Origin of the sequence: Sorangium sp. So ce375, assembly GCF_051473855.1 — a bacterium.
In the GTDB taxonomy this organism is placed as follows: Bacteria; Myxococcota_A; Polyangia; order Polyangiales; family Polyangiaceae; genus Sorangium.
In genome coordinates this window covers 6,643,636-6,664,185 of record NZ_CP150335.1, presented here as the reverse complement: position 1 = coordinate 6,664,185, position 20,550 = coordinate 6,643,636, and the positions used below count along the sequence as shown (strand labels likewise).

Sequence of the window (20,550 nt, the reverse complement as noted above, 5' to 3'; positions counted from 1 at the left end):
GCGCAGGAAGAAATGGCGTAGTGCGCCTGTGCGAATGTCGAACGGGGATATTCATATGGCTTCATCACGCACTCGGCTTGCCCTTCTGGCGAGCGTCGCGCTCGGCCTGACGGTGGCGCTCGCGCCGGGCGCCGCGCAGGCCGAGCCTTCCGCCGCGGATCGGCAGACCGCGCGGACCCTCTTGATCGAGGGGCGCAACAAGCTCGCCTCAGGTGACGCCAAGGGGGCGCTCGTGGACTTCAGCGCCGCGCACGCGCTCATGCAGGTGCCGACGACCGGGCTCGATCTCGCGCGGGCCCAGGTCGCGCTCGGCCTGCTCCTCGAGGCGCGCGTGACCGCGCACGAGGTGACGCAGCTGCCGGTCACCCCCCGGGAGCCCGAGGCGTTCGCCGAGGCGCGCGCGGCGGCCGCAGACCTCTCGACCGCGCTGGAAACCCGGATCCCGTCGCTCCGCCTCCGCGTCCAGGGGGCGCCGGAGGAGCTGATCGTGGCGCGGGTGGACGGCGAGCAGATCCCGCGCGTGGCGCTCGGCCAGCCGCGAAAGCTCAACCCGGGATCCCACGAGGTGACGGTGGAGGCGGGCGGCTTCGTGACCGATCGGCGGGAGATCACCTTGAAGGACGCGGAGATCGCGCCCGTGGAGGTCGAGGTCGTCCTCGTGCCGGTCCAGGCGAGCGAGGTCCCTGCCAAGAGGGGGCCGCTGGCGCCACAGGCGCCTGTGGCGCCTCGCGACGAGCGCGTGCCGGTGCCGACGTGGGCCTGGGTCGCCGGCGGAGCGGGGCTCGCGGGGCTGGCGGCCAGCGTGGCATTCGCGGTGGATCACGCGGCGGCGCGGGCGAAGATCGACAGGGAGTGTCCGGGCTCGGTCTGCGATCGGCGGGAGTACGACGTGGAGAGCATGCAGGCGCTGAGATCGCGCTGGAACTGGAGCCTCGGCCTCTCGGTGACGCTCGGCGTGGCCGGGGTCGCGGGCGTCGGCGCCGCGGTGGGCGGGGTGGTGCTGCGGCCGCAGGTGAAGAGCGAGCGAGCGGCGCTCGTGCCGCTCGTCGGGCCGGGCGTGCAGGGCGTCGCGTGGAACGGGGTGTTCTGATGAGAACCACGAAGCGAGCGGGCAGCGCGATCGTCGCGATGGCGCTGTGGACCGGCTGTGCGCCGGAGCTCTACCTCTCCGAGGCGGAGGACGGGTCGGGCGGCGCGGGCGGCGCGGGCGGAGCGGGCGGCGGCGCCACGGGAGCGCCGCGTGGCGAGGTGATGTGGGCGCGCGCCCTCGGCGGCGACTCGGACCAGGCCGGGCCGAGCGTGGCGGTGGCCGGGGACGGCGCGGCGGCGCTGCTCGGCAGGCTCGCGGGCGACGTGAAGCTCGATGAGGAGCGGGTGTCCGCGATCGGAGGGGACAACGTGTTCCTGGCGCGCGTCGCCGGGAGCGACGGGGCGGGGCTCGGGCTGCGGAGGTTCGGGGCGTTCGATCCGCAGATCGTCAATGCGCTCGCGGCGGACGGGAACGGCGATCTGCTTATCGCCGGGGAGTTCTCGGGGACGCTCGAGTTCGGTGGCGCCCCGCGCACGAGCACCGGAGGGCGCGACGGCTATCTCGTGCGGCTCGACGCCGAGGGACACGAGGCGTGGCTGCAGCCGCTCGGCGGGATGGGCTACCAGGCCGGGACGTCTGTGGCAGCGGGCGTGAACGGGCGCGCGGTGGCGGCGGGGCGCTTCTCCGGGACGCTGGCGATCGGGGCGGCGACGTACACGAGCGCAGGCAGCAACGACGTGTTCGCGGCGAGCTTCGACGCCGCGGGAGCGCTGCTGTGGAGCGAGCGGTTCGGGGACGGCTTCGATCAGCGGGCCCGGGCGGTGGCTGTGGACGCGCAGGAAAACGCGATCGTGGCCGGCGAATTCGCGGGAGCGATCGATTTCGGGGGTGGCCCGATCGAGAGCGCCGGGGACTACGACGTGTTCGTGGCGAAGCTCGATCCCGAGGGGAACCACGTGTGGAGCCGGCGGTTCGGCGACGCGGGGGCGCAGCGGGCGCTGGCGGTCGCGGTGGATGGGGCCGGCGCCGTGGTCGTGGGCGGGGCGATGGTCGGGACTGTCGACTTCGGGGGCGGGGCGCGGAACGCCGGCGCGGGAGAGGCGGTCTTCGTGGCGAAGCTCGATGCGGAGGGGAAGCACGTGTGGAGCCGGCGGATCGGCGAGCAAGGCGCGTCGCTGGGGCAGGTGGTGGTGGACGGGGTGGGCAACGTGCTCGTGGTCGGCAGCTTCCGGGGTGAGGCCAGGATCGGACGGCGCATGCTGGTGAGCGCGGGAGAGGACGACGCGTTCGTGGTGAAGCTCGATCGAGACGGCGAGGTCGTGTGGGCGCGGCGATTCGGCGGGGCAGGGGAGGACCGGGGGACGGGGGTGGCGATCGATCTGGACGGGGCGGCGGTCGTGACGGGGGCGTTCAGCGGGAGCGTGGCGTTCGGGGAGACGTCGCTCGACAGCGGCGCGGGGGCGGATGTCTTCGTGGCGAAGCTGTCGCCGTGAGCGGGGGAGCGATGAAGAGGCCGATGAGCACGGGTGTGCGGCGATGGGTTGCTGTGGCTGCGGGGGCGAGCTCGCTGGGGCTGGCCTTGGTGCTCGCGCCGGGTGTGGCGTATGCGCAGGATACTGATGCTGATGGTGTCTCCAGCGCTGTCGACAACTGTCCTACTAGGTTCAATCCAGGTCAGAACAACCAGGATGGAGACAGTTTCGGCGATGTTTGCGACAACTGTCCCAGTGCGTTCAATGATGACCAGCGGGACAGAGATGGCGATGGCGTAGGAGATAGCTGCGATAACTGTACGAATTTCGCAAATTCTGATCAGGGCAACATCGACGGTGATCTCCATGGCGACGTCTGTGATAACTGCCCTGCTACTGTCAATCTCAACCAGCGGGACAGCGACGGCGACGGGGTCGGCGACGCGTGCGACAACTGCTCGGGCACGTCCAACACCAACCAGGCGGATGGCGACGGCGACGGGGTCGGCGACGCGTGCGACAACTGCCCGGACACGTCCAACACCAACCAGGCGGATGGCGACGGCGACCGAGTCGGCGACGCCTGCGACAATTGCCCCTCCACCCCGAACGCGGCTCAAGCGAACACCGACGCTTCCACCGGCGATACGCTGGGGGACGTTTGCGATGACGATGACGACGGCGACGGCGTTCCCGACGCCTCCGACAATTGTCCGTTCGCGCCGAATACGAGCCAGGGGAACACCGACCGGACCCTGCCCGGCGGCGATGCGCTGGGCGATGCGTGCGACGACGACGACGACGCCGACGGGGTGCCGGACGCCTCCGACAACTGCATCGAGACCCCGAACCCGGGACAGGAGAACAACCCGAAGAACGGGCCCGAGGATGCGCTCGGCGACGCGTGCGACGACGACGACGACAACGACGGCGTGCTCGACGCGGACGACAACTGCCCGTACGACGTCAACACCAACCAGCTCGACACGGACAATGATGGTGCGGGGAACGTCTGTGATCCCGACGATGACGGTGACGGTCTCACCGATGCCGTCGAGGCTGCGCTCCGCACCGATCCGACAAGCGTCGACTCCGACCGTGACGCTATCGGGGACTTCGAGGAGGTGGCGAACCCCGACGAGCCCGCCGATCCAGCCAACGACACCGACGGCGATGGGACGATCGACGCAAGGGATCTGGACAGCGACAACGACGGGGTGCCCGATCGCAAAGAGGCTGGCGACACTCTGCTGAACACGCCTGCGGTCGACACCGACAACAACGGGACTCCTGACTACCGGGACACCGACTCGGACGGCGATGGCGTGCCCGATGCCGACGACGACTGTCGGCTCGTGCCCGACCCGCCGCCGGGGCCAGGCGAGCCGCAGCCCGACAGCGACGGCGACGGCACGGGTGACGCCTGCGACAATGACGCCGACAACGACGGCGTGCTCAACGGCGCCGACAACTGCCCTTCGATCCACAACCTCTTCCAGGAGAACACGGACCGCGACGCTCTGGGCGACGCCTGCGACGAGGACGACGACGACGACGGCTGGCCCGATAGCGACGACAACTGTCCTTTTGCCGCGAACGAGGACCAGGTCGACGCCGACCGCGACGGCCGCGGCGATGCCTGCGATCCGGACCCCGCGCTCGACGCCGACGGCGACGGCGTGAGCGACGCCGACGACAACTGCCGACTCGTCCCCAACCCCGACCAGACGGACGCCGACGATGACGGCGTGGGCAATGTCTGCGACGACGGCGACGGCGACCTCATCTCGGATCTCGCGGACAACTGCGCCTCGACCGCGAACCCCGACCAGGCCGACAGCGACGGCGATGGCGCCGGCGACGCGTGCGACGACGACTCGGACAACGACGGCTTCCCGGACGCCTCCGACACCTGCCCTCTCGTTCCAAACCCCGACCAGACCGACGCGGACGGCGACGGCCTCGGCGATGCCTGCGACGGCGACGACGGTGACGACGACGACGACGGCATCGCCGATCCCGACGACAACTGCCCTCTCGCCGCCAATCGCAACCAGGCCGACGGCGACGGCGACGGCACCGGCGACGCCTGCGACGATGACGCGGACAACGACGGCATCGCCGATACCGATGACGATTGCCCCCTCGGGGCGAACTCCGGTCAGACCGGCGCCGGTGACGGCGGCAGCGATGACCCCTGCGACGGCACCGGCGGCGCAGCCGGCGACAGCTCCGGCGCAAGCGGCCCGACGCCCCCCTCCTCCTCGGAGGTCGCGTCCGGTCTCGCGTGCGCGCTGCAGCCCGGCGCCCCGCGCGACGCGGCGCTCGCTCTCGCAGCGTCGCTCCTCGGCGCCGCGTGCCTCGGCGCGCGCCGGCGATCCCAGCGCCCCGCCGCTGCCCGCCTCCGTAGCTGAGCCGGAGCCACGGCAGCTGAGCCGGAGCCACGGCCCTCCCATCCCACATCAGCCCCGTGTAGCTGTCGCCTTCCGGTGGAGCTCCCGTCGCTCCGCCGGAAGGCGCTCAGCCAGCAGCAGCCGAGGAGCGGTGTGCGCCCGTCACATCGGCTGTCCGCCGAGGAGCGCGACGCGTCGAGTCACGACGCGCCCCGATCCGCTCGACCGGCCCTGAGCGCTCGTCCTGCGGCGACGCAGCCGCCCGTCATCCGGTCCCACCCCGTGTCTGCGCCCCTCTCGAAGCGCGCGCTCACACACGACCCGCAAGCTCCCGGAGCGGACGTCAACTCCGACGCTCCAGAGCATCGATGGGACGATGTCGTGCGCTGTGGGAGACACTGCGCGCGACTTCGGCACGCTCGAAGTTGACCCGGCGCGATCGTCCTCTGGTAAGATAGCTTGGACGGACGTTGCTGTCCACACAGCGCGTCCAGGGGCACCGGATCATGAACGACGGCGAAGCGGATGTTCTCGCTACGATGCGAGCGGAATTGGAGCTCCTCCGCTCGCGCAACGCCGAGCTCGAGCGGGAGCTCGCCGAGAAGCGGCGGGTGGAGACCGACCTGCGGGAGAGCGAGGCGCGCTACCGGGGCATCGTCGAGGACCAGACCGAGCTCATTTGCCGCTTCCGGATGGATGGCACGCTGACCTTCGTCAACGACATCTACTGCAGGTACTTCGACAAGACGCAGGAGGAGCTGGTCGGCCACCGCTTCATGCCGATGGTCCCCGAAGAGGACGGGCCGCTCCTCGCCCGGCAGTTCGCGAAGCTCGGCCCCGAGAACCCCATCGTCCACACAGAGCACCGCGTCATCCTCCCGAACGGCTCGGTCCGCTGGATGCACTGGACCAACCGCGCCCCGCTCGGCGAGGGGGGGCCGCTCGCCGAGTTCCAGGCGATCGGCGTCGACGTCACCGAGCGCCGGCACGCGGAGGACGAGGTGAAGCGCCTCAACGCCGAGCTCGAGCAGCGCGTGGCGGACAAGACGAAGCGGCTCGAGCAGATGGTCCGCGAGCTGTCGACCCCGCTCATGCCGGTCGCAGATCAGGTCATCGCGGTGCCGCTCATCGGCTTCCTCGACAGCGACCGCGCCGCGGCGACGCTCGAGATCGTGCTCAACGGGGTCGTCACGCACAGCGCCAGGACGGTGGTCCTCGACATCACGGGCGTGAGCGTGATCGACTCCCACGTAGCCGACTCGGTGATCCGGCTGGCCAAGGCGGTGAACCTCCTCGGCTCCCAGGTGGTGCTCACCGGCATCCAGCCGCGGATCGCGCAGACGCTCGTCGCGCAGGGCGTCGGTGTAGGCGGCGTCGTGACGCTCCGGACCCTGAAAGAGGGTATCGCATTCGCCCTGAAGCGCGGGCTCACCGCCTCTCGACCCGCGGTCCACCAGGGCGGCTAGCGCCGAGCCTCGGAGATCCCGCCAAGGGGGGATCACCGCACAAGGGGACCAGAACAACCGAGAAGCGGACGCCGAGGCTCGGCACGTAACATCGAGGAAACAAAGGAAGCAAAGCGAACAAAGCGAACAAAGCGAACAAAGCGAGCGACGCGGCGCGCTGCGCACGGTCGTCCGCGCTCACCGGACAGCCGGTGTAAGCCGGCGAGGGCGCGCCTGCCCACTATCCAGTCTCACGTCCGTCGTGTAGCCTCGGAGACGATGTCGCACACGCAAACGACTGCTCAACCCGACGTGCAATCGGCTGCTCACGGTGCGAAAGCCAGCGAGGGCTTTCTGGAACTAGGAGGGGACATCGACTCGCGCTACGTCAACGAAGATATCGCGCCCGTGCGCTGGGATCAGCGCAAATGGGGGATGAAGGACATCGCTGCGCTGTGGGTCTCCATGTGCGCCTGCACGCCGACGTACATGCTCGCCTCGGGCCTGATCGCCGAGGGCATGAGCTGGGGGCAGGCCGTCCTCACGATCCTCCTCGGCAACGTCATCGTGCTCATGCCCATGATCCTCAACGCGCACGCGGGCACGAAGTACGGCATCCCGTTCCCCGTCTACTGCCGGAGCGCCTTCGGCATCCGAGGGGCCAACGTGCCCGCGGTGCTGCGCGCCCTCGTCGCCTGCGGCTGGTTCGGGATCTCGACGTGGCTCGGCGGGTGGGCCATCTACAAGATCCTGGCGGTCTTCATCCCGTCGATAGAGCAGATCCCGCCGACGGCGCTCGGCATCAACGCCCCGCAGCTCGCCTGCTTCCTGTTCTTCTGGGGCATCAACATCTGGATCATCCGCATGGGCATCGAGTCGATCCGGATCCTGCTGAACGTCAAGGCGCCTCTCCTGATCGGCCTCGGCCTGCTCTTGCTCCTCTGGGCCTACAGCCGCGCCGGCGGGTTCGGCCCAATGCTCGAGAAGCCCTCGTCCTTCGGGGTGGGGCAGCCCAAGGAAGGCCAGTTCTGGACCTTCTTCTTCCCTGCGCTCACGGCGATGGTCGGCTTCTGGGCCACCCTGGCCCTCAACATCCCGGATTTCACGCGCTACGCGCATTCGCAGCGCGATCAGGTCATCGGACAGGCGATCGGCCTGCCGCCCACGATGGCGTTCTTCTCGTTCATCGGCGTCGCCGTCACCTCCGCCACGGTCGTGATCTACGGCGAGACCCTCTGGGATCCGGTCGTCGTCATCACCCGCTTCGAGAACCCGGTCGTCCTGATCATCTCGCTCGCGGCCCTCTGCATCGCCAACCTGGCGACAAACATCGCCGCGAACGTGGTGAGCCCGGCCAACGACTTCTCGAACCTCTGGCCGTCGAAGATCTCCTTCCGCACCGGCGGCCTCATCACCGGCATCATCGGGATCCTGATGCAGCCGTGGCGGCTCGTCAGCGACCCGACGGGGTATATCTTCACCTGGCTCGTCGGCTACTCCGCGCTGCTCGGCCCCGTCGGCGCGATCCTGATCGCGGAGTACTACGTCATCCGCAGGACCAACCTCGAGCTCGCCCAGCTCTACAAGCGGGAAGGGATCTACTGGTACGCGAACGGATGGAACCCCATCGCGATCGTCGCCCTCGTCGCCGGCATCTTGCCCAACCTGCCTGGCTTCCTCGGCACCATCAAGGTCGCGACGGTCTCCAGCACATGGATGGATCTCTATAGCTACGCCTGGTTCTCGGGCTTCGCCATCTCGTTCGTCCTCTATGTCGGCCTCTCGCTTGTGCGCCGCCCGGCCAAGCTCGCCGCGGCCTGACCTTCGCTGCCTCGCGTCGAGGCGCTAGTCCCCACCGCCCCTCGCTATCTGCCCGAGCCCTCGGCGACCGCTCCGTCCTTCCCCGCGGAGCGCGCTCCAGAGGACACCCTCTCCCTCGGGAGCGCCGCCGGCTCCTCGCCGGTCCACGCGACGGCCCCGCGCGGCCCGATGGGCTGTCTTTGTGTGCGGGCATTCATGCGCCGGACATCGACGAGACTCCTCCACGTCCGCAACGTCGTTGTGGGGCGGGGCCTTACCGTGGGAGACGTGTGGTGTGTTGTGGAGCGCTCGCCGCCGAGGCACTCCGCGCTTGAAAAGTGTCTTGCCAAACAACGTGTGTTGATTCCACTCGTGTCTCTCTTGCTCCGTGGGCGCGGTTCGATCGAACATAAAATGTCGCTCTTCTCCCGCCTTCGAGGTGCCCATGAAAAAGCTCGTCCTCTGGTCGATCCCGGCGCTCGCCCTGGCCGCGTGCGCTGATAACGGCACATCTGTCGACGAACCCCAGACCGTCGCGAGCGCGCCGAGCACGCTCGCCGCCGCCCGGCCCTACTCCCTCTTCGAGAGCGGCCAGGTCCGCCCTCTCGCGCTCTCGCCCGACGGATCGACGCTCTTCGCCATCAACACGCCTGACAACCGGCTCGAGATCTTCAAGGTCAAGACGGGCACGCTCGAGCACCGCGGCTCCGTCGCCGTGGGCATGGAGCCGGTCGCCGTCGCGGCGCGCAGCAACGACGAGGTCTGGGTCGTCAACCACCTCTCCGACAGCGTGAGCGTGGTCGACGTGTCGAAGCCGAGGAAGCCCCGCGTCGTGCGCACCCTGCTCGTCGGCGACGAACCTCGCGATATCGTCTTTGCCGGCGCCAACAAGGGCCGCGCCTTCATCACCACGGCGCACCGCGGGCAGAACAGCCCTGTGAACCCGGCGCTCACCACGCCGGGCGTGGGCCGCGCCGACGTCTGGGTGTTCTCGGCGGCGAGCCCGAGCCCCGCGCCGCTCACCATCGTCACCCTCTTCAGCGACACGCCGCGCGCGCTCGCGGCCACGCCCGACGGCTCGCGCGTCTACGCGGCGGCCTTCCACTCCGGCAACCGCACCACGGTGATCGAGACAAACGTGGTGAACCTCGGCCTCGGCCTGCCCCCGCCGACGACAAACGCCGCGGGGGTCACGCAGCCCTCGGCGCCGCTCATCGTCAAGTTCAACGGCACGCACTGGGTCGACGAGCTGAATCGATCCTGGGACGACAAGGTGAACTTCACGCTGCCCGACAAGGACGTCTTCGTCCTCGACGCCCTGGCCAACCCGCCCGCGCCCGTCGACGGGCCCGGGGGCGTGTTCCGGGGAGTCGGCACCGTCCTCTACACCATGGCCGTCAACCCGGTGAGCGGGCGCGTCTACGTCGCCAACACGGAGGCGCTCAACGAGAACCGCTTCGAGGGCCCCGGCGTCTTCGCCGGCCACACGGTGCGCGGCCGCTTCAACCACAACAACATCACCGTGATCGATCCCGCGACGGGCACCGTGGCCCCGCGGCACCTGAACAAACACATCGACTACAGCACGTGCTGCGCCCCCGTCCCGAACGCCGAGAACCGGAAGAGCCTCGCGCTGCCCCAGGGAATGGCCGTCTCCAGGAACGGAAAGAAGCTCTACGTCGCCGCGCTCGGCTCGGACAAGATCGGCGTCTTCAACACCGCGGCGCTCGAGGCCGACACCTTCGTGCCGAAGCTCGCGCGCCAGATCCCCGTCTCCGGCGGCGGGCCGACCGGCGTGGTGCTGGACGAGGACCGCGGGCAGCTCTACGCCCTCACGCGCTTCGACAACTCCATCTCGATCATCGACGTCGATGGCAGGGCCGAGATCGCGCACGTGCCCATGTACAGCCCCGAGCCGGAGAGCGTGGTCCGCGGCCGCCGCTTCCTCTACGACGCGTCGTTCACGTCGAGCCACGGCGACTCGGCCTGCGCGAGCTGCCATGTCGACGGCGACCTCGACAGCCTGGCGTGGGACCTCGGCGACCCTGACGCGGTGACCACGCCGATGCCGGGCCCGTTCGCGCTCGATCCGGCGATCTTCGGCGCGCCCCGCGAGTTCGCCGCGATGAAGGGGCCGATGACGACGCAGAGCCTGCGCGGGATGGCCAACCACGGGCCGATGCACTGGCGCGGAGACCGCACCGGCGGGAACGACGCGCCGAGCGCGCAGCCGGACAGCGGGACCTTCGACGAGGAGGCCGCGTTCAAGAAGTTCAGCGTCGCCTTCGTCGGCCTGCTCGGGCGGGACACGACAATCCCCGCGGCGGACATGCAGGCGTTCACCGACTTCATCATGCAGGTGATGTATCCGCCGAACCCGATCCGGAGTCTGGACAACTCGCTCACCGCCGATCAGGCGGCGGGCAAGGCCTTCTTCACGCTGCCGGCCAGCGAGGGCGGCGCGTGCGCTTCATGCCACGTGCTCGATCCCACGGCCAACAGCGAGTACGGGGTCCCGTTCCCCGGCTTCTTCGGGACCGACGGGCGCTACACGTTCGATTTCATCTTCCAGAGCTTCAAGGTCGCCCAGCTCCGGAACGTCTATCAGAAGGTGGGTATGTTCGGGATGGTGCAGAACCCCCGCTACAACAACCGGAATTTCGAGTTCCAGGGCGATCAGATCCGCGGGTTCGGCTTTGGCCACGACGGGACGATGGATACGATCTTCCGGTTCCACGATCAGAACGGCTTCAACGAGGCGCCGGGGATCGCCGGATTCCCGCCGGGCGCGGCGGGCGACGTGCTGCGCCGGCAGGTGACCGACTTCCTGCACGCCTTCGACAGCAACCTGGCGCCCATCGTGGGCCAGCAAGCGACGCTCGCCGGCGCGGGCGACGCGGCGGCCGATGCGCGCGTGGATCTCCTGATCGCGCGCGCCGACGCGGGGGAGTGCGATCTGGTGGCGAAGGTCCGCATGCACGGCGATGAGGTCGGCTTCCTGTACCAGGCCGGTGGCACGTTCCGGCGCGACAGGGCGGCGAGCGCGGCGATCAGCGCGGCGGCGCTGCGCGGGATCGCGGCGCCGGGGAAGGCGCTGACGTTCACCTGCGCGCCGCCAGGCTCGGGGGTGCGGATGGCGCTCGATCGCGACGGCGATGGGGCGCTCGACGGCGACGAGCTGGACGCGGCGACCGACCCGGCCGATCCGGCGAGCACACCCTGAGGCGCCGCGCGGCGCGCCGTCGGCGCCGCGCGCCGCCTCGCGCGCGATCATCCGCGCCCGAGGGCGATGACCGCGCCGCTCACCGCGGCCGAGGCTTCCTCGCGAGCCACGCCCGCTCCCCCCAGGGGCACGTGAAATCCAGCGGCTTCGTCAGGATCCAGAGCACCGGCAGCGGCGGCGGCGCCGGGGGCGTGGGCCCCGCGCCGTCCGTGAAATAGATGACGCCGGAGACCTTCCGCGCCGCCAGGAACTCCGGGGCGAACACCGGCCGGAGATCGGTCCCGCCGCGGCCGCCTACCTCGTCGAGCCGCCCCTCGAACGCGTAGACGCGCCCGATCTCCACGTCGCACTCGACGACGGTGATGCGCGCGACCTCGCTCATCGCCTGCAGCTGCCGGGCGATCTCCGAGAGCTCCTCGCGCCGCATGCTCATCGACGTGTCGATCGCCACGAGCACGGACGGCTTGGCGATCGCGCGGGGCGCGTACGTCCTGCCCGGGACCTCGCCGATGCGGTGCGGGAAGCGCCGGTTCGGCCGCGCGTACGTGTGCACGGGCGCGCGCTCCCGCGCCACGAACATGCGCAGCGCGGTCTTCCAGTCGAGCGGGTACGCGCGCGGGCCGAGCGCGTCCGTGAGCTCCTCGATGAGGCGGCCCGGCGTCTTGCCCGCGAGCAGCGGGCCGGGGAGGTCCGCTGGGTCGCCGTCGCCCGCGAGCGCGTCGGCCTCCTCGGCGGCGCGCAGCAGGAGCTGCCGCGTCTGCTCCACTGCGCCCGGCTCCCGCGAGGGGCGCCGGAGCACGCGGTGATCGTCGACGGCCTCGCCGCCGCGCTGCGGGAGCTTGCCCTCGCGCGCCGCGCTCACGAGCAGCTCGTAGCGCTCGAGCGTGCTCTGGCCGCCGCGCAGGCCGATCGGGGCGTAGGGCTGCCAGCGGATCGGATCGGGCAGCGGCTCCTCGATGTACTCGTTGGCCGACATCTCCAGGGCGAGGTCCATGAGCTCCGGCTCGTCCGCGCCCGCGAACTTGGGGTGGCACAGGTGCCCGAGCGCCACGTGGTGCACCTCGTGCAGGAGCACGCCCCGCAGGAACACGGGCTCGTTCATGAACGACTCGACGTTGACGTGGAGAAAGAAGCGGCCATCGAACAGCGAGACGGCCATGCGCTTGACCGAGGGGTCCGCGACAGGCGCGAGCCGCGCGAGGATCGCGGCGTAGCAGGGGTACCGCTCCAGGAACCCGGGATCGCGCACGAAGGCGTCGAGCCACGCGGCGACCGCGTCCTCGGGCACCTCGGCGCGCGCCGCGGCTTCCGGCGCGGGCATGGCCGCGTCCCCGCGCCCTCTCATTGCGGACGGACCGGCGTGACGCCGTGCTTCTTCAGCGCGCCCGCGAGCCGGAGGGCCCAGTGCTCCGGCAGCTGCGCGAGCAGCTGGCCCAGGCACACCCGCGCGACGTTGCTCCGCCGCACGTCGACGAGCTTCGCCTGCTGCGCGAGGTGCGCGGACAGCGCGGTCACGACGAGGCCGACGCGGTGCTGCCGCAGCGGATCGGCGCGCCACGCCAGCACCTTCTGCTCGGCGGCGCTGCCCGCGTAGTTCTGGAGCAGCTCCTCGGGGCGGACGTCGATGAGCTGCGTCGCCGTCGCGTTGCCCCCGAGCGCGTCCTGGAGGCGCTCGCGGTGATCGCCGGGCAGGTCGGCGAGCAGCGCCTCGAACGCCCCCAGCGACAGCTTGCGCTGCGCCGCGAGCACGCCCACCTCCGGCCCTTCGAGCAGCGGCGCGAGCCGCGCCGTCACCTCGTCGAACCGGTCGGTCTCCCCGCGCTCGCGCGCGGCGCGCAGCACCTTGCCCGCCGGCGAGCTCGGCCCGTAATCGGCGAGCAACGAGCGCAGATCGAACGGCAGCCGCGTCGACCAGGCGTCCTTCGACGCGAGCAGCAGCTCGACCCAGCTCGGAGGCAGGTACCCGCCGAGCGCGTCGCGCAGGAGCACGCCGTCCGAGAGCTCCTCGGGGCGGAGCGCGCTCAGCACGTGCGACGTGTACGTCCAGGTGCGCGGCGGGATGTCATCGAGGATGCGCTCGTGCGCCTGCGCGAGGGCGATCACGCCCGGGTGGAGTCCGTTCACCTGCGCCCAGGCGAGCCAGGACGCCCGGTCGGCGCGGACGTTCAGGTGGAGGAACCGCGCCCGGAGCGCGCGATCGAGGGGCGTGACCTGGTAGTCGGCCGACTCCGGGTTGACGGCGGCGAAGCACACCCAGCCCGCGGGCAGCTCGTACTCGTGCAGCCGCCGGGCGCTGAGCAGCTGGAGCGCCGGCTGCTGGATGTACCGCTCCGCCCGGTTGAGCTCTTCCAGCATCAGGATGCCGGCGCCGTCCTGGGGCAGCACCGACGGCGCCGCGTAGGTGGTCCGGCTGTCGCGGATGACCGGCAGGCCCACGAGGTCGGGCGGCTCGAGGAGGCTCAGGTCGAGCACGACGGTGGCGATGCCGAGCCGCTCGGCGAGCTGCCGGACGAGCTCGCTCTTGCCGATCCCCGTCGGCCCCTCGAGCAGCACCGCGCGGCGCGCGCGGTAGGCGAGCTCGAGCACGGCCTCGAGGCGCGGCCCGACCGGGACGGGCGCGGAGCGCCCCTCGAGGAGGCTTTGGGAAGTCGCCGCGGCCGGCTTGACCGGCGCGTTGCCATCGGATCTGGGCTTCGTCACGGAGGTGGGAGCGGGGGCCTCGCGAGGGCGCGAAGAAAGGACCGCCGAGGCCCGGGGCCCAGGAGGATCGGCCCTTCCGTGCCCGACGGGTCTTCGGCGCGCTTCGTCTTTCTTGCCAGGTCGCCCGGAGCTCTAGCAGCCGCTGCGCGGCCTGTCATTCGCCACGCGACGGGGCGGGCTGCGGCGCGCTCAGGCGCGCGCTCAGGCGCCAAGGAGCAGCCCCAGGGCGGTCGCGAGCGCGGCGTCGCTCCACGAGGCCAGCCCGCGGGGGAGGAGGACGGTCACGTGGTGAGGCTGGCCTTCGCAGCTCCGGGACCCCTCGTAGGTGCGCCCCGTCCGCGTGAGCTGGTAGCTGCAGCGCCCGATCGTGCCCGTGAGCTGCCGCTCGTCCAGGCGATAATCGGAGGGGGCGCCGGCCAGGAGGCCCTGCGCGCGGAGCGCTGCGTCCGCCCGGCTCACCGAGAGGTGGAGCGGCATGGCGCCGACGATGCCGGCCGCGCCCTGGTCTGTCGCGGTGACGTTCACGGCGCGGTCGAACGCCACGCCCCGGACTGTCTGCGCGTCGCGCCCTCTGTCGGCGGCGTACACGCCGAGGTTCACGTCCGGGCCGACGACGCGCCCTGGCTCGATGTCGGCGCTCACGAGGTCGCCCCGGGCGGTGAGCAGGATGAACTCGCTCGGCCCCGCGGCGCGCAGGATGTCCTCGCGTACAGGGGACTCGGCGGCCGGCGCCGTCCCGCACGCTGCGGTGAGCGACAGCGCGAGCGCGAGCGACCAGCGAGCGTGCCCGGGGAGAAGGTTCATCCGCATCGCAACACCTCGACGCCCGATCGGGTATGCCCGATCGGCCACGCGCAACGTGATGCCGGTGATGCCGGACCGGTAGACGCCTGTACCGCCGGGAGCGCACTTCGAGGATCCGTTCCTGATGACATCAGGACGAACCTGGCTCCTCCGTCCCGAGGGCTCCTCCGATTCCGCCCCCCTCTGCACCATGCACAGCAGAGCGGCGGTCACCCGCACAGGAGACGGGCCCAGATCGGCGTTTTCGGCGCGGAAGCGCACTCCTGTGCGCCGAGTACCGAAAACGTCGAGGTGGGCCCGTCTCCTGTGCGGGTGACCGCCGCTCTAGCGGGGCAGCTCGAGGGGGGCGCAGGTCGAGACGCCAGCGCCGACGATGCGGAAGCCGATGTCCGTCATGTAGTCGACGTCGATCGAGCCGTCCGACGGGCGATAGCGGCTCACGTTGGTGGTCCGCGACGGGGACCCGAACGGGTCCGGGGCGGTGTAGAAATAGAAATCGCCGCCCCAGAACGAGAATGCCCACGAGCTGGGTCTCTCGATGCCCGGGAGATCCGTGGCCTCGATGATCTCGCCGGTATCCTTGTCGATCTCGGCGAGCTGCACCGGCGTGGTCGTGAAGAACCCGAAGAGGCGCCCGTCCCCCGTGCCGGTGAGCTCCGCCGAGGTGTCGCGCATCGAGCCGCTGAACTCCCCGACCGGCGTCACCGACGCGCCCTCGATCCTCCCCAGCCCGATGCCCGGCGTCCCTGTGGCGCCCGCCACGAAGAGCTCCTCCGCGTCGGGGCGCGAGAGGTCGCTCGAGAAGCCCATGCCGAGCCGGGCCCACCCTTCGGCGAGCGTGGCCCCGGAGGGCTCGCAGCTCGCGTCCTCGGTGCTGACCTTGAACAGCGTCCCCTCGCTGTCGTCGGGCTCCACGTAGTTGACCCACGCCACCGCGTTCCGATCGACCGCCATCGAGTTCGGCTCCATGCCGGTCCGGCAGCCCAGGACACCAATCTTCGTGAACTCCTTGCGATCGGGCCTGAAGCTGTAGAGCTCGTTATCCTGTGAGAGCACGTACACGAGGGAGGCCCGGTCGATGCACCCATTGTCAGCGGGGACACTCCCTTCGTCCCCACTCCCGATGTCGCCGCTGTTCTCGCCGTGTCCAGAGCCGGTGCCAAAGTCGTCCTGGCCACCTGCGCCGCCTCCGCCGCCGCTATCGCCGGCGCCCGAGGACTGACTCGTGTCCGCCGCGGACGTGCCGCTGTTGGACGCGTTGCAGCCGCCCGCCGCGAGCGCGATCCAGAAGCACCATCGTGCGATTCGCATATCCGCTCTCCCTTTCGCGTGGTGCGCTCTTATAGCCGCGAAGCACGCGTCCGGGTACACGAAGTCGCGCTGTCGATCGAAGAGGCGCCCGGGTCGAATGGGCCATTGCGGGCGAGGTCATCCGTGGGTGAAGATGACTCCGCCCGACTGGCAACGAAGAGTCGCCAGGCTCCTCTGTGTCACCCGGCTGACGATCCGACCGGGAGCGCGAGGCGCTCTCGTCATCTCGGAGCCAAGGAGAGCTCGCAAACCCATCTCATCCGTGGGGCGGCGAGGACAAGAGGGCTCGATCTGCCGTGAAGATGCGATGAGTCGAGCGCATTCCGATTGGCTATGAGAGGTGAACGGTATTCCTCGTGCCCTACGCGCGCTCGAGCTCCTGGCCGAGGACGAGCCGGTCGCGTGTCCGCCGGGCGCGAAGGGGCGATGGCGCGCGACGTGAGGCGTCGCGGCGCCGGCGCGCCTACCGCTGCGACCGCTCGAGCGCGTCCACGGCGTCGAGCAGGGGCCGGAGCTGCGCGCGCTCCTCGTCGGAGAGCGGCGCCTCGTCGATCTCGTCGCGCAGGGTGCGAGCGAGCGCGTGTTCGCCCAGGACGATCGCGAGCTCGAGCCGGGCGGCGAGGGCGCGGGTGCGCTCGAGCGGGGCGTCCGGCCCCTTCCGGGCGAGCGCCACGTCGAGGACCTTGGCGGCCGCGGCGTCGTCGTTCTTGAAGTCGCGCAGCCGCGCCGCCGCGCGCAGGGCCTTGCCCAGCCTCGAGTCCGCGCGCGATCCGGCGACCCCCTCGTCGTCGTCCGGCGCGTCCCGACGGATGAAGATGACCGAGTTGCCCGCGACGTCGACCACCGTGAAGCGGCTCTGCCCCTTCTTCATGCGCGAGATCCGGGGCAGACCGGAGATCGGCAGCTTGCCGTACGCCCGCCGCAACCCCTCCGCGAAGGTCTCGTGGAGGCGCTCGACCTCGGGGACGATCACGAGGCATGTGCTGTACGCCTGTCTGGGATCCAGCGTCATGCCCATGAAGTGCAAATGGACCTCCCCGCGACGCGTCGCCGCATACACGTTCGGCGCTGTCTGCTGGTGGGTTACCTCGAAGCCCAGGGCGCCGTAGAACGCCAGGGTCTCGGGCAGCGACACGCACGGGAGCACGGGAATCGTCATCGCTCCGCTCATGAGATCACCCCTTTCGAGCGGGTCGCGCCGGCGACGCCGCGTCCTCCTCGAGCACCCGTCGGGCCTGTCGCAGCGCATCGACGGTCGCGCGCAGGCTCGACAGGTCGAGCCGCTTGCCGATCCGGTCCGCCCATGCGGCGTGGCGTGCCTCGACCTGCCGCAGGGCCTCGCGCCCCGCCGCCGTCATCGCGATGAGCTTGGCCGTGCGGTGGTGCGGGTTCTCGATGTACTCGACGAAGCCCTCGCGCTCGAGCGCGTCCGCTATCTGCTGCACGCCCTGGCGGGTCAGCCCCATCGTCCGCGCGACGTTCGAGACCGGCGCCGGGCCATGGTCCACCACCCCCAGGACCTGCCAGCGCGCGCTCGTAAGCCCTGTTGGCCTGGCCAGGTCGTCCCCGGCCTCGAGCGCCAGGCCGTTCAAGCGGAACACCTCGATCACGAGCTCGCTGAGCGCGGCCGCCTCTGCGGTAAGCATCGCCATTGGCAGTATGTTGTCGTATTGACAAGTTGTTGTCAAATGGCGCATCGGGCGGGCGCCTCGCTCGGCCGCCTGGCCTGCAGGTCAGGGAACTCGGCCTGGCATGGAACCTTGGCGGGGTATTCGGAGGCGCAGGCGGATCGATGCCAGATTTGAAAGCAGAGATCTCAAAATCGAAAGACGTCAGGGGCATCCTTAGGGGTAACCCCAGGAGTGGTGAAGGGAGGAGCCTTGGCCCGTGTCCTGCAAGACACGGACGCCAGAGCGCCCGTGACGGCTTCCCCCCCCCGCCGTCGAATGGGCGCTCTGTTTTTTGTGCTCCCGGGTCGGAGAAGGACACGCGCCGCCCCCGTCGAGGTGCTCACCGGAGCGTTGTCGCCGTTCGAGCGCGGGATGCGCGCGCAGGGGACGTGATCGACGGAGCTCGCAGGGGATTCCCAGGCTTCCGCCGCGCGGCTGAATTTGCTACTGCCGGGGCGACAGCGGGGTGGTTCTCCCTGCTCCCCGGCGGCGTATTTACGACATCCGCGTGAGATCCCCAGGCGCACTCCCCTCCCTCGCGCTCGCGGCCGTCGCCACCTTGTACGCGGGCGAGGCACGCCCTCAACCCGCAGGCCGTCCGGCCGGTGAACCGGCTGGAGCCGAGGTGGCGCCTGCGCCCGGCGCAGCCCCTGCCGAGCCGCCTGCGGCCGGCGCAGCCCCTGCCGAGCCGCCGGCGCCCGTGGTTCCCGTCGAGGCCGCCGCCGCACCCGCCGGGATCGAGGTGACCGTCGAGGGCAACCGGGCCCCGCCGGGCTCCGTCTCGCTCACGCGACGCGACGTCCGCGAGCTGCCCGGCGCCCTCGGCGATGCCTACCGCGCCATCGAGATCCAGCCCGGCGTGACCTCGATCGCGAGCGGCATGCCGTACTACTACATCCGCGGCGCGCCGCCGGGGAACATCGGGTACTTCTTCAACGGCATCCAGGTCCCGCTCCTCTTTCATGTCGGCGCCGGCCCCAGCGTCATCCCGGCCGCCATGGTCCAGCGCGTCGAGATGCACCTCGGGCCCTATCCCGCGGACATCGGGCGGCTCGCGGGCGCCGCGATCGAGGCCGAGAGCGCGCCGCCGTCCGACGTCTGGCGCGGGGAGGGGAGCCTCCGGTTCATCGACCTCGGAGGCGTCGTGGAGGGGCCGATGGACAAGGACACCCACGTCCTCGTCGGAGGGCGCTACGCCGCGGGCGCGGCGCTCACCTCGGCGCTCGTCCCGAGCGTCGACGTGGGGTACGCCGACTATCAGGGCCGGATGACCTACCGGCTCGGACCGGAGGAGCGCTTCACCGTCTTCGCCTTCGGCGCATACGACTACCTCGCCAGCATCGGCAAGGAAGACGGCGCCGAGGTGACCGACGTCCTCCTCGACAGCGATTTCCACCGGCTGGACCTGCGCTACGACCGCGACGAGGCCGCCTCGGGCGCTCGCGTCAGCTCGGCGCTCACCCTCGGGCTCGACCGGTCGCGCGGGGTCGGCGTGGAGAGCGCCGAGGCGTTGAAGCTCAACGCGCGGATAAGCCTGGCCCGGCCCATCCTCAAGGGGCGCGCGCTGCTGCGGCTCGGCGTCGACGCCGCGGTCGACCGCTACGACGTGACGCCGCGCTCCAGCACATCCGACGGCGCGCCCGACGACGGCGCGCCCGACGACGGCGCGGCCGGGGAGGAGGACACACCCGCCGAGGGGCCGGCCCAGCTCGACGAGAGCTTCCCCGAGCTCTTCCGCAGCCGGCTCGACCTCGCGCTGGGCGCGTGGGCCGACGCGCTCATCGTGCTCGACGAGCGATCGTCCATCACGCCCGGCGTGCGCGTGGACCACTACACCTCGCTCGGCAAGAGCGCGCTCGCCGTGGATCCGAGGATCGTCGGCCGCTTCGGCATCGGCGACCACGTGCGGCTCATCCCGGCGTTCGGCGTCGCCTCGCAGCTGCCCGGCCTCGCCCCGCTGCCGGCGCTCCAGATCGGCGGCATCCCAGGGGGGCTGCAGCGCAGCCTGCAGTCGAGCTTCGGCGTCGAGGCCGACGTGGGGCCGGTCAACTTCAGCGCCTCGGTGTTCCGGCAGGTGACCTTCGGCCTGAGCGATCCGATCGGGACGGGTCGCGGCACGAACCTGAACACGGAGCGCTTCCTCACGCGGAGCCTGGGCGACACGTACGGCCTGGAGCTCGGGGCGCGCGGGGCGCTCCGCCGCGACATGTTCTTCCTGGCGTCGTACACGCTGTCGCGCTCCACGCGCACGCGGGGCAAGGCGACGATCCCCTCGGCCTACGACCGGACGCACGTGGCGCACCTCGCGCTGCTCTACGACCTCGGACGCGGCTGGCGCGCCGGGATCCGCCACGTCTTCTACACCGGCTTTCCCGCCGACGAGGCCGCCCCGGGGCGGTCCCCGCGCGAGCATCCGGATCGGATACAGCCGTTCTACCGGCTCGACATGCGCCTGTCGAAGCGCTGGGCGCTCGGCGCGCGGGGCTATCTTGGCCTCGTGTTCGATGTGCAGAACGCGACGCTGGCGAAGGAGGTGTTCGACGTGAGCTGCGACGGAGGCCGGTGCACGCCGCGGAAGCTCGGGCCGATCACGATGCCGGGGCTCGCGATCGAGGGCGGGTTCTGAGGGGGAAGCGGCGGGCGCCCTCTGCGGGGACGCCCTCTTCATGCCGCCCATTGCACCCCCTGCTGGATCGCTGACT

At 70.8% G+C, this 20,550-nt stretch carries 13 protein-coding genes; 7 read left to right on the top strand and 6 right to left on the bottom strand.

Features of this window, described 5'->3' with window-relative positions:
• Nucleotides 1-55 precede the first annotated feature (55 nt).
• The 6 genes from WME90_RS24620 (at nt 56) to WME90_RS24595 (ending at nt 11,363) form a co-directional block, all read left to right on the top strand.
• Nucleotides 56-1,090 carry a hypothetical protein gene (locus tag WME90_RS24620; protein ID WP_437274421.1) on the top strand — a complete coding sequence of 345 codons (1,035 nt, stop codon included), beginning with the start codon at nt 56-58 and terminating at the stop codon, nt 1,088-1,090.
• Complete coding sequence (locus WME90_RS24615) at nt 1,090-2,523, top strand: hypothetical protein (RefSeq protein WP_437274420.1); 1,434 nt, start codon at nt 1,090-1,092, stop codon at nt 2,521-2,523. The genes WME90_RS24620 and WME90_RS24615 overlap by 1 nt, the downstream gene beginning before the upstream one ends.
• A gap of 23 nt (nt 2,524-2,546) precedes the next feature.
• A complete protein-coding gene (locus WME90_RS24610) occupies nt 2,547-4,916 on the top strand; it encodes a thrombospondin type 3 repeat-containing protein (RefSeq protein WP_437274419.1) in 2,370 nt (789 codons plus the stop codon).
• Nucleotides 4,917-5,434: 518 nt separating this feature from the next.
• The gene (locus WME90_RS24605; protein WP_437274418.1) at nt 5,435-6,361 is read left to right on the top strand and encodes a PAS domain S-box protein; all 927 of its coding nucleotides are present in this window, start codon (nt 5,435-5,437) and stop codon (nt 6,359-6,361) included.
• Between the two features lie 258 nt (nt 6,362-6,619).
• Nucleotides 6,620-8,161, top strand: coding sequence for an NCS1 family nucleobase:cation symporter-1 (locus tag WME90_RS24600; RefSeq protein ID WP_437274417.1), 1,542 nt, complete (start codon nt 6,620-6,622; stop codon nt 8,159-8,161).
• A 424-nt stretch (nt 8,162-8,585) separates the two neighbouring features.
• Nucleotides 8,586-11,363, top strand: a complete 2,778-nt coding sequence (locus tag WME90_RS24595) for a beta-propeller fold lactonase family protein (RefSeq protein ID WP_437274416.1) — start codon at nt 8,586-8,588, stop codon at nt 11,361-11,363.
• Between the two features lie 79 nt (nt 11,364-11,442).
• On the opposite strand, the gene WME90_RS24590 is transcribed toward WME90_RS24595, so the two are convergent.
• From WME90_RS24590 to WME90_RS24565, 6 genes are all read right to left on the bottom strand, one after another.
• On the bottom strand, nt 11,443-12,684 hold the full coding sequence (locus WME90_RS24590; protein ID WP_437274415.1) for a vWA domain-containing protein: 1,242 nt from the start codon (nt 12,682-12,684) through the stop codon (nt 11,443-11,445).
• Nucleotides 12,685-12,704: 20 nt separating this feature from the next.
• A complete protein-coding gene (locus tag WME90_RS24585; protein WP_437274414.1) occupies nt 12,705-14,063 on the bottom strand; it encodes an AAA family ATPase in 1,359 nt (452 codons plus the stop codon).
• Between the two features lie 201 nt (nt 14,064-14,264).
• Entirely contained in the window at nt 14,265-14,867 is a 603-nt protein-coding gene (locus tag WME90_RS24580) for a hypothetical protein (RefSeq protein ID WP_437274413.1), read from the bottom strand.
• A gap of 324 nt (nt 14,868-15,191) precedes the next feature.
• Nucleotides 15,192-16,178: a hypothetical protein gene (locus WME90_RS24575; protein WP_437274412.1), complete on the bottom strand. Its 987-nt coding sequence runs from the start codon at nt 16,176-16,178 to the stop codon at nt 15,192-15,194.
• A gap of 463 nt (nt 16,179-16,641) precedes the next feature.
• Nucleotides 16,642-17,337, bottom strand: coding sequence for a hypothetical protein (locus tag WME90_RS24570; RefSeq protein ID WP_437274411.1), 696 nt, complete (start codon nt 17,335-17,337; stop codon nt 16,642-16,644).
• A 16-nt stretch (nt 17,338-17,353) separates the two neighbouring features.
• Nucleotides 17,354-17,830 carry a MarR family winged helix-turn-helix transcriptional regulator gene (locus tag WME90_RS24565; protein ID WP_437274410.1) on the bottom strand — a complete coding sequence of 159 codons (477 nt, stop codon included), beginning with the start codon at nt 17,828-17,830 and terminating at the stop codon, nt 17,354-17,356.
• Between the two features lie 643 nt (nt 17,831-18,473).
• Between WME90_RS24565 and WME90_RS24560 the strand changes: the two genes are divergently transcribed.
• The gene (locus WME90_RS24560; protein ID WP_437274409.1) at nt 18,474-20,474 is read left to right on the top strand and encodes a TonB-dependent receptor plug domain-containing protein; all 2,001 of its coding nucleotides are present in this window, start codon (nt 18,474-18,476) and stop codon (nt 20,472-20,474) included.
• Nucleotides 20,475-20,550 lie beyond the last annotated feature (76 nt).

Coding starts and splice junctions, on each gene's coding strand:
- WME90_RS24620 (WP_437274421.1), top strand. CDS start 56: ATGGCTTCATCACGCACTCGGCTTGCCCTTCTGGCGAGCGTCGCGCTC.
- WME90_RS24615 (WP_437274420.1), top strand. CDS start 1,090: ATGAGAACCACGAAGCGAGCGGGCAGCGCGATCGTCGCGATGGCGCTG.
- WME90_RS24610 (WP_437274419.1), top strand. CDS start 2,547: ATGAGCACGGGTGTGCGGCGATGGGTTGCTGTGGCTGCGGGGGCGAGC.
- WME90_RS24605 (WP_437274418.1), top strand. CDS start 5,435: ATGCGAGCGGAATTGGAGCTCCTCCGCTCGCGCAACGCCGAGCTCGAG.
- WME90_RS24600 (WP_437274417.1), top strand. CDS start 6,620: ATGTCGCACACGCAAACGACTGCTCAACCCGACGTGCAATCGGCTGCT.
- WME90_RS24595 (WP_437274416.1), top strand. CDS start 8,586: ATGAAAAAGCTCGTCCTCTGGTCGATCCCGGCGCTCGCCCTGGCCGCG.
- WME90_RS24590 (WP_437274415.1), bottom strand. CDS start 12,684: ATGCCCGCGCCGGAAGCCGCGGCGCGCGCCGAGGTGCCCGAGGACGCG.
- WME90_RS24580 (WP_437274413.1), bottom strand. CDS start 14,867: ATGAACCTTCTCCCCGGGCACGCTCGCTGGTCGCTCGCGCTCGCGCTG.
- WME90_RS24575 (WP_437274412.1), bottom strand. CDS start 16,178: ATGCGAATCGCACGATGGTGCTTCTGGATCGCGCTCGCGGCGGGCGGC.
- WME90_RS24570 (WP_437274411.1), bottom strand. CDS start 17,337: ATGACGATTCCCGTGCTCCCGTGCGTGTCGCTGCCCGAGACCCTGGCG.
- WME90_RS24565 (WP_437274410.1), bottom strand. CDS start 17,830: ATGGCGATGCTTACCGCAGAGGCGGCCGCGCTCAGCGAGCTCGTGATC.